5 protein-coding genes are annotated in these 8,276 nt (G+C 72.8%); 3 read left to right on the top strand and 2 right to left on the bottom strand.

What is annotated here, in order from left to right:
- The first annotated feature begins 31 nt into the window (after positions 1-31).
- Both V1633_RS36235 and V1633_RS36230 read left to right on the top strand, forming a co-directional pair.
- Entirely contained in the window at positions 32-2,377 is a 2,346-nt protein-coding gene (locus V1633_RS36235; protein ID WP_331218709.1) for a bifunctional glycosyltransferase/CDP-glycerol:glycerophosphate glycerophosphotransferase, read from the top strand.
- A 20-nt stretch (positions 2,378-2,397) separates the two neighbouring features.
- Entirely contained in the window at positions 2,398-4,851 is a 2,454-nt protein-coding gene (locus tag V1633_RS36230; protein WP_331218704.1) for a glycosyltransferase family 2 protein, read from the top strand.
- 3 nt (positions 4,852-4,854) lie between these two features.
- Here V1633_RS36230 and V1633_RS36225 read toward each other — a convergent pair whose 3' ends face one another.
- Positions 4,855-5,202, bottom strand: coding sequence for a winged helix-turn-helix transcriptional regulator (locus V1633_RS36225; RefSeq protein WP_331218703.1), 348 nt, complete (start codon positions 5,200-5,202; stop codon positions 4,855-4,857).
- A gap of 106 nt (positions 5,203-5,308) precedes the next feature.
- Between V1633_RS36225 and V1633_RS36220 the strand changes: the two genes are divergently transcribed.
- Entirely contained in the window at positions 5,309-6,427 is a 1,119-nt protein-coding gene (locus V1633_RS36220) for an NAD(P)/FAD-dependent oxidoreductase (protein ID WP_331218702.1), read from the top strand.
- Positions 6,428-6,499: 72 nt separating this feature from the next.
- On the opposite strand, the gene V1633_RS36215 is transcribed toward V1633_RS36220, so the two are convergent.
- Positions 6,500-8,158 (bottom strand): glycosyltransferase, encoded by a 1,659-nt coding sequence (locus V1633_RS36215; protein ID WP_331218701.1) that lies wholly within the window; start codon positions 8,156-8,158, stop codon positions 6,500-6,502.
- Positions 8,159-8,276 lie beyond the last annotated feature (118 nt).

The raw sequence follows: 8,276 nt of genomic DNA, 5'->3' as shown, positions 1-8,276 counted from the left end.
CCCCCCCCCCCCCCCCACCGCCAGGTCAGCCATGGCACTGATCAGCTTTGTGGTGCCCGCCTACCGGGTCCAGGGCTACCTGCGGGAGTGTCTCGACTCGATCCTCGACCAGCCGGTCCGGGACGTCGAGGTGATCGCGGTCGACGACTGCTCCCCGGACAGCTGCGGCGAGATCATCACCGAGTACGCCGCCCGCGACCCCCGGGTCCGGGTGGTCAGCCTCGACACCAACGTCGGGCTCGGCGAGGCCCGCAACATCGGCCTGGACCGGGCCACCGGCGAGTACGTCTGGTTCCTGGACAGCGACGACTGGCTGGCCGAGGACTGCCTGCCGGCGGTGGCGGAACGGCTGCGCCGCGCCGGGCCGGAGGTGCTGGTCGTCGACCACGTGCGGGCGTACTGGAACAACCGGACGCTCGGCAGCGCGATGGCCCGTACCGTCCCGGACAGCGGCGACCGCGTCTTCACCGTCCGGGACCGGCCCGAGGTGCTCGGCGTGCTGCACACCGCCTGGAACAAGGTGGTCCGCCGACGTTTCCTCACCGACCTCGGGCTGCGTTTCGGTCCCGGCTGGTACGAGGACGTGTCGTTCAGCTACCCGGTGCTGCTCGCCGCCGAGCGGATCAACGTACTGGACCGGGTCTGTGTCCACTACCGGCAGCGGCGGGCCGGTGCCATCACCGGCACCCGCGACGACCGGCACTTCGAGGTCTTCCCGCACTGGCGGCGGGTCTTCGCCCTGATGGACCGGTGGGGGCCGGAGTACGACGACCTCCGTCCGCTGATCTTCGAACGGATGGTCTGGCACTACCTGATCGTGCTCGGCAACGGTCGACGGCTCACCCCGGAACTGCGCCGGGACTTCTTCCACCAGGTCGCCGCCGACTACCGGCGCTGGCGGCCGGCGGAGGGCTACCGGCGGCCGGGCGGGGCGGAGGGGGTGAAGCACCGTCTGGTGGCCGGCGGCCACTGGTGGACGTACCTGCTGTTGCGCGCCCTGCACCGGTCCCGCAGCACGCTGGCCGGCCGGTCCCGGCGCACGTTCGCCGGCCGGTCCCGGTGGACGGTGCCGCTGGCCACCCTGGGACGGCGGCCGGGCCCGCCCGGGGACCGTCAACCGACGGCACAGCCGTCCGGGGACCGCCGCCCGGCGGTACGCCGGTGGGGCCGGTTGGCCGGGCTGGGTCGGACGGGACTGCTCCGCGTCTACTACCGGGCCCAGTTGCGCCGTCCGATCGACCCGACGCTGGCGCTGTACGCCGCGTACTGGTATCGCGGGTACGCCTGCAATCCGGCCGCGATCCACGCCGAGGCCCGCAGACTCGCCCCGCACATCCGTGGCGTCTGGGTGGTACGCCGGGACCTGGTCGACACCATGCCGCCCGAGGTGCCGTACGTGGTGGCCGGGACCCGGCCGTACCTCCGGGCGTTGGCCCAGGCACGGTGGCTGGTCAACAACGTCAATTTTCCGGACTACGTGGTGAAGCGGCGCGGCTCGGTGCACGTGCAGACCCACCACGGCACCCCGGTGAAGGTGATGGGGCTCGACCAGCAGCGCTACCCGGCCGGCGCGGTGGGGCTGGACTTCCGTCGGCTGCTGCGCCGGATCGACCGCTGGGACTACAGCGTCACCTCGAACAGCTTCTCGACCCAGATGTGGGAGCGGGCCTACCCGGCGGAGTACGTCACCCTGGAGACCGGCTATCCGCGCAACGACCGGCTGGTGAACGCGACCCCGGAGGAGATCGCGGTGGTCCGGGAACGGCTCGGGATCGCGCCCGCCGACCGGGTGGTGCTCTACATGCCGACGCACCGCGAACACCGGCCCGGCTACTGGCCGCCGTTCGACCCGGGGGCACTGCTCGACGTCCTCGGTCCGGCCGGCCTGCTGCTGGTCCGGGGCCACTATCTCGACCCGACCGCCGCGCGTGCCGCCGAGGAGCCGGGTTCCGCCGACGAGCCGGGTGCTGCCGAAGGACCGGGTGCCGCCGGAGGACCGGGTGCGGCGGGCCGGGTGCGGGACGTGACCGGTCATCCCCGGGTCGAGGACCTCTACCTGGTGGCCGACGTGCTGATCACCGACTACTCGTCCGCGATGTTCGACTACGGCTGCCTGGACCGGCCGATCGTGATCTACGCGCCGGACTGGGTGGACTACCGACGGGAGCGCGGCGTGTACCTCGACGTACTGGCGGAGGCGCCGGGCGCGGTGGCGACCGGCTTCGCCGAACTGCTCACCCGGTTCCGTACCGGCGCCGTCGACGGTCCGGCGGCGACCCGGGCCCGGGACCGGTTCCGGCGGCGGTTCTGTGCCCTCGACGACGGCCGCGCGGCCGAGCGGGTGGTCCGGCGGACCCTGCTCGGCGAGCCCGGCTGACCGGGGAGGGAGAGCAGCCCGTGTCGGCGCTGGTGACCGTCGTCGTACCGATCTTCAACGTCGAGGACTACCTGCCGGAGTGCCTCGACTCGCTGGCCCGGCAGACCTGGCGCGGGCTGGACGTGGTGCTGGTCGACGACGGCTCCACCGACGGCAGCGCACCGATCGCCGCCGACTGGGCGGCCCGCGACGACCGGTTCCGGCTGCTCCGCCAGGCCAACCGGGGACTGGGCGCGGCCCGCAACGCCGGCCTCGACCACGGTACGGGCGACCACCTGATGTTCGTCGACAGTGACGACGTGCTGCCGCCGTACGCGGTGGAGGTGCTGGTCGGGGCCCTGGAACGGAGCGGTTCGGACTTCGTCTCCGGCAACGTCGCACTCTTGACCGGCCAGGGGCTGCGGCAGTCCTGGCTGCACCGGGGCACCCACCGTACGACCCGGCTCGGGATCACCCTGCGGGACCAGCCGAACCTGGTCTACGACCGGCTGGCCTGCAACAAGCTGTTCCGCCGGTCGTTCTGGGACCGGCACGGGCTGCGTTTCCCGGAGGGGGTCCGGTACGAGGACATCCCGGTGACGATCCCGGCGTACGCGCTGGCTGGCGCGGTCGACGTACTCGACCTGCCGGTCTACTACTGGCGGCAGCGGCCACCCGGTGCCGTCCGGTCGTTGAGCCAGCGCCAGACCGAGGTACGCAACCTCGTCGACCGGTTCGCCGCGGTGGCCGGCGCGAGCCGGTCGCTGTCCCGGCTCGCCGACCCCGAACTCAAACGGTGGTACGACGAGAGTGCGCTCCGCAGCGACCTGCGGATGTTCCTCGACCTGCTGCCCGAGGTCGACGACACCTACCGGCGACGTTTCCTCGACCTGGCCGTCGACTTCCTGACCGGGGTGGACGAGCGGGTTCTCGACCGGCTCGCGCCCCGACTGCGGATCGCCTGGCGGCTGGCCCGGGCCCGGGCGCTGCCGGAACTGCTCGCCGTACTGGCCGCCGGTTCGGCCGGACAGCCGTCGGCGGTGGTCCGTCGCGGGCTGCGCCACTACCTGGATCTTCCGCTGCTGGACGCCGGACATCCGGCGGTGCCCCGGCGGGCGTACCGGGCTCCGGGCGGGGTCCGGACCGAGGTGCACGAGGCGCGCTGGGTCGGTGACCGCCTCCTGGTCCGGGGGCTGGCCTATGACGTGTCCCGGGGTGCCGCCCGGCCGTGGCACCCGATCCGGCTGCTCTGGCTGCGCGCGCCGTCCCGCAGGTGGCGGCGGATGCTGCCGTTGCCGACCCGGGTGCATCCGACCGGTGGGGTCGCCGGACCGGCCGCCGGCCGTCGACGACACCACGAACGGGCCGCCTGGGCGGGTTTCTCGACGCTGGTCGACCCGCGTCGGCTGCGGGGTCGGGGTGGTTGGGCGACCGGGGACTGGAGCTTCCTGGTGCTGCTGGTCGGCGGGGGACGGCCGCGTCCGGGCATGCTGGCGGTCGGTGACGCCCGTCCGGCGTTGCCGGCCCGGTGGGTTGACGCCGGGGTCCGGGTGGTGCCGTTCGTCCGCTCCGGACGGCTCTGGTTGCGGGTGGAACGTCCCGGGGCCTGGGTGACCGGGGTCCGGGTGGCAGAGGGGGCGCTGCTGGTCGAGGGGGTGGCCGGGCGACGTCCGGGGCCGGGTACGACGTTGTGTCTAAGCCGGGTCACCGGGGTGGTGGGTCGGGCCTATCCGGTACAGCCGCTCGGTGTGGGCGTGGACCCGTCGGTGGGCGCGGACGGCGTGGTCGTGGGGGACGGCCGCTGGGTGGCCCGGGTGCCGCTGACCCACCTGGTCGCCGACAGCGCCCTGGTCGCCGGGGACGGCAGCGCTGCGCCGGGCGGTCCGGTTCCATCGGCCGGTCCGGCGGAACGGACGGTGCTGGTCGGCGAGGCGGGGGCCGGGTGGCGGGTGGCCCTGGCCGAACCGGGGGCCGAGCCGGTCGAGCTGCCGGTGCCGGCGGACTTCACCGGCGTACGACGGTTGGTCGGCCCGGTGGAGCTGATGGCCCGGCCGACCGACGACGGGGTGCTGTGGCTGCGGGTGCTGCCACCCGGTCCGGTCGCCGCCGCGGCCGAGCTGACCGACGGGGTGCTGATCCTGAGCGGCGGGTTGCCGACCGAGGGCGAGGGTTGGGCGGAGCTGCTGATCCTGCTCCGGCACCGGGAGTCCGGTACGCCCACCGGGTCACCGTTGCCGGACGTCGTGTTGCCGACCGAGGTCCGGGGAGCGTGGTGGTCGGTGCGGATCCCGTTGACCGGCGCGGCCGCCCCGGCGGACGGGGACTGGGCGCCGCTGTACCGCCGCGGACCGGGCGGGATGCCGGTCGACCTGCCGTTCGACGTCTCCGCGCGGCGGATGCTGCCCCGGGACGTCAACGTCGGGATCCGTCGGCTGGAGCTGCTCTCCGACCGGGAACGTGAGGTGATCCGGCTGGGTCCCCGGCCGGCCCGCTGAGACTCAGCAGTCGGGCAAGTGCTCCCGGGCCCAGGCGGAGACGTGGTTGAGAGCCGGGATGAGGGCCTGACCCCGGGGGGTCAGCTGGTAGGAGACCGTGATCGGTGGTCCCGGCTCGACGGTCCGGGCGATGAGCCCGTTGTCCGTCAGTTCCGACAGCCGGTCGGAAAGCACCGAGTCGCTGACTCCCTCGATCGACCGGGCCAGCTCCCGGAACCCGGCCGGGCCGGAGCTGAGGCTGCCGAGTACGAGAGCGGTCCAGCGCTTGCCCAGCAGCGAGAAGGCCCGGGCCAGCGCCGCGTCGGCCCGCTCACAGCTCTCCGAGGTCTCGGCTCGGATCTTCGCTGGCATGACCCCATGCTAGCCCCGAAGGTGGCACTTCTCTTTTCGAAGCGGCTAGTCTGGCGCCTGCAACTCCTACTTTCGGTGGTCGGTTTCCGGCCAGAAGGAGACAAACATGACCGAGCAAACGGACAATCGGCCCAGCGTGCTGGTGGTCGGTGGTGGTTACGGCGGGATCAAGGTCGCCAAGCAGCTCGACGACGTGGCCGAGGTGACGCTGGTGGACCCGACCGAGGCGTTTGTGCACAACGTGGCGGCCTGGCGGGCGCTGGTCGAGCCGGAATGGCTCGACCAGATCTTCTTCCGCTACGACCACCTGCTCAAGCAGGGACGGTTCGTCCAGGACCGGGCGGTGGCGGTCGAGGGCCGGCAGGTGACGCTCGGCTCCGGAGCACGGCTGGAACCGGACTACCTGGTCCTGGCCACCGGATCGGCGTACCCGTTCCCGGCGAAGGTCGCCGAACCGGACGTGGAGAGCGCCCGGGCCCGGCTCCGGGCGGCGCACGCCGAGTTGCTCGACGCCGAGCGGGTACTGCTGATCGGCGCCGGCCCGTCCGGGCTGGAACTGGCCGGTGAGATCAAGGCGTTCTTCCCGGAGAAGCAGGTGACGATCGTCGACGCGGGAGCGGACATCCTGCCCGGACCGTACGACCAGGAACTCCGTGAGGAGCTGCGCCGCCAGCTCGACAAGCTCGGCGTGCAGCTCGTGCTCGGCAGCCGGCTGCGGGGGCTGCCGAGCGCCGAGCCGGCCACCCGGGCGGCGGTGTCGGTGACCACCGAGGCGGGCGAGGAGCTGACTGCCGACATCTGGTACCGCTGCTTCGGGGTCGCCCCGGTCAGCGAGTACCTCGGCGGCGCGCTCGCCGAGGCCCGCAACGAGCAGGGCTACCTGCGGGTCGACGCCCAGCTTCGGGTCGTCGGCCAGGACCGGGTCTTCGCGATCGGCGACCTCTCCGACGCCGACCTGAACCAGGCCGGCCGGGCGGGTGCACAGGCCGACCTGGTCGCCGCGAACCTCCGGCAGCTGATCACCGGCGAGGGCGACCGCGCCGACTACCAGCCGATGCCGCCGCTCATCATCGTGCCGCTCGGCCCGGAGGGCGGGGCCGGCCTGCTGCCCGGCATGGTCGAGGGGGTCGCCGGGCCGGAGATCGCCGCCGACATCAAGGGTCGGAACATGCTGGTCGGCATGTACGCGACGCTGTTCGACGCCGTACCCGACGAGGTCGGCTGACCCGTCCGGAACGTTCGTACACATGTTCTGTCCACAGGCTGTGGATAGAACATGTGTACGACGGGAGGCTGCTCAGTCGGTGGACGGACCGGGCCGACGCAGCCGCTGTCGGAGACGGTCGGCGGCGAGTCCGGCGTACCGGTTGGCGACGAACCGGGTGGCGTTGGCCAGGGACCGGATCCCGCCGACCGGAATGGTCTCGATGCCGGCCATCGCGGAGCGTCGGGCCCGTTTATCCGACCTGACGACCAGTCGGGGGCGGGGGGCGACCCACTGGCTCTCCGGCAGCCGCCGCAGGTCACCGACCCCGAGGTCGTCGCCGCTGACCCAGCGCCGGCCGGCCACCTCGGCGACCACCTGGTCCAGTGACTCGTCGCTCCGGCGCACCCGCTCGGCCCGGCTGACCGCCGAGGTACGCCAGAGCGTCACCGCGTCGTCCGGCGTGGCGGCGCCGGTCGGCAGTACCCGGACCAGACCGACCTGCCACTCGTCGGCGACCGCCACCAGCCGCCGTACGGTGTCCGCGTCGACACCGACCCACGGCCCGAGTTCCAGCAGGTACGGGGAGGGGAAGGCGGTGGTCGGCGACTTCGACGCCAACGTCACCCGGGGCTCGGAGCGGTACGTCGCGGCGAGCAGTCGCCGTTCCAGCAGCGGGTCGGCGAGGATCGACCGGCGGTCGTCGGCGATCTCGCCCCAGTCGGCGACCAGGACCACCCGCAGGTCGGTCAGGTCCCCGGCGAGCAGTCGGTCCACGCAGGTACGGACCAGTTCGTACGGCCCGTCGGCCCGGACCACCGCGACGACCAGCGGTACCGCGAAGATCCGGTTCGCCGCCGGCCGCAGGTAGCGGGGCTGCGGCATCAGGTCGGCCAGGAACGGCCGGTTGTAGCGGCGCAACGCGTCGCCCCTGGACATCATGTGTGACGGGCCGAGGTGCCAGCTGCGGGCGCGGGGTTCCGGGACGAAGACCGCGCCGGCCTGGGCGAGCCGGTAGCCGAACTCGGTGTCCTCGCCGAGCCGCAGGCCGGGGTTCAGGCCGCCAGCCTCCTGGTACAGCTGGCGGGACAGGGCGGCGGTGGCCCCGACGTGGGCCCGGAAGTTCAGGTGGTCGCCGCCGCGCAACTGGTCGGTGTCGTTGATCAGGCGTTCGACGTACTCGTGGGGTTCGGTGTCCTCGAACCGGAACAGCCGGTCGATGGTCCCGCTGGCGCAGCCCTCGGCGACCTGGTCCGGGGTCACCGTCCAGCCGTGGTCGACGAAGCGCTTGTAGCCGAGGGTGACCACCTCGTCGCTGACGTGCTGCCAGCGGACCTGCGCCGCGACGTGCTCGGGGAAGACGACCATGTCGGCGTCGAGCCAGTGCAGGATCTCGCCGTCGCTGACGTCCGCGCCGACGTGCAGTGCGTTGGCCCGGCCCCAGCCGGAACTGTGCTCGCCGACCCGGACCAGGTGGCAGTTCTCCGGACGGATCTCCGGCAGCCGCAACGGCGGATCGCTGTCGTCGTCGACCACCACCACCTCGAACAGGCCGGCCGGATAGCTCTGGTGGCGCAGGGCCGCCAGGGTGAGGTCGAGGGTCGGCTGGCAGTTGTGGGCCGGGACGACCAGCGAGACCGACCGGCTCGGCAGCCAGTTGTCCAGCGCCGGCGGGTCCAGCGGACTCCAGTCGTTGCGGAACAACCGGACCGGGGTGCGGGCCGGGGCGGCCCGGCTGGGGGACGACAACACGTGCCACAGTGTAGTTATCCGACTGCGCAGCGCTGACGATCTGCCGCCGCGCGCCGGGAGGTTGTCGGAATCCGAGGCGGAAACCCGCTACCGTAAGTGTCCTCACGATAGCGGCACG

Origin of the sequence: Plantactinospora sonchi (genome assembly GCF_036422035.1) — a bacterium.
Taxonomy (GTDB): Bacteria; Actinomycetota; Actinomycetes; order Mycobacteriales; family Micromonosporaceae; genus Plantactinospora; species Plantactinospora sonchi.
Note: the sequence above shows the minus strand (reverse complement) of the source record. Positions and strands in the feature narration are given on the sequence as shown.

Excerpts from the sequence above, each read along its gene's own strand:
- V1633_RS36235 (WP_331218709.1), top strand. The coding sequence starts at position 32 with ATGGCACTGATCAGCTTTGTGGTGCCCGCCTACCGGGTCCAGGGCTAC.
- V1633_RS36225 (WP_331218703.1), bottom strand. The coding sequence starts at position 5,202 with ATGCCAGCGAAGATCCGAGCCGAGACCTCGGAGAGCTGTGAGCGGGCC.
- V1633_RS36220 (WP_331218702.1), top strand. The coding sequence starts at position 5,309 with ATGACCGAGCAAACGGACAATCGGCCCAGCGTGCTGGTGGTCGGTGGT.